Source organism: Streptosporangium carneum (assembly GCF_027922005.1).
In the GTDB taxonomy this organism is placed as follows: Bacteria; Actinomycetota; Actinomycetes; order Streptosporangiales; family Streptosporangiaceae; genus Streptosporangium; species Streptosporangium carneum.
On record NZ_BSEV01000180.1, the window covers coordinates 1 to 507 of the forward strand.

At 65.1% G+C, this 507-nt stretch carries 2 protein-coding genes; one reads left to right on the forward strand and one right to left on the reverse strand.

Going from position 1 to position 507, the window contains the following annotated elements:
- Positions 1-105 (forward strand): hypothetical protein, encoded by a 105-nt coding sequence (locus PKF00_RS45130; protein ID WP_369011211.1) that lies wholly within the window; start codon positions 1-3, stop codon positions 103-105.
- Positions 106-275: 170 nt separating this feature from the next.
- Here PKF00_RS45130 and PKF00_RS44420 read toward each other — a convergent pair.
- A partial coding sequence (locus PKF00_RS44420; protein ID WP_271223821.1) for a hypothetical protein occupies positions 276-507 on the reverse strand: 232 nt, incomplete at its 5' end.

Sequence of the window (507 nt, forward strand, 5' to 3'; positions counted from 1 at the left end):
ATCTGGGGCATCGTGATCGGTACCTATTCCTCGATCTTCGTGGCATCGCCGCTCCTGCTCTTCACGCAGGTACAACGCGACAGCGGCGAGAACTCCGACCAGTAGAGCGGTCGTCTTTCACAGCACCCGGACACAAACAGGGCCCGCCACCGGCGGGCCCTGTGACATGTCAGGGGGGACATGTGAGCGAGACGGACAGGGGAACAGGGAGGGGCGTCCGTCTCGCCTGTTCAACGCCGCCGTCGGCTATCTCCGTCGCCCGGTTCTGCACTTTGTCAGTCGAAGGCGAAGCTCGCATAGACCATCGGGCGGAAGACGGCGCTGGTGCGCGGTTCGGCCCGGTTCGGTCCGGGCTGGATCTGCGTCATGAACACGGCGCTGACATCGGTGGCCGGGCTGATGAAGAAGTCGGTATCGAACATCCCGCCCCAGCTGAAATCGCCGGGGACGCCCGCCGGATCCGCGCCTTCGGCCGGCGGCAGGACCACATCGACACCAAAGCCGTAG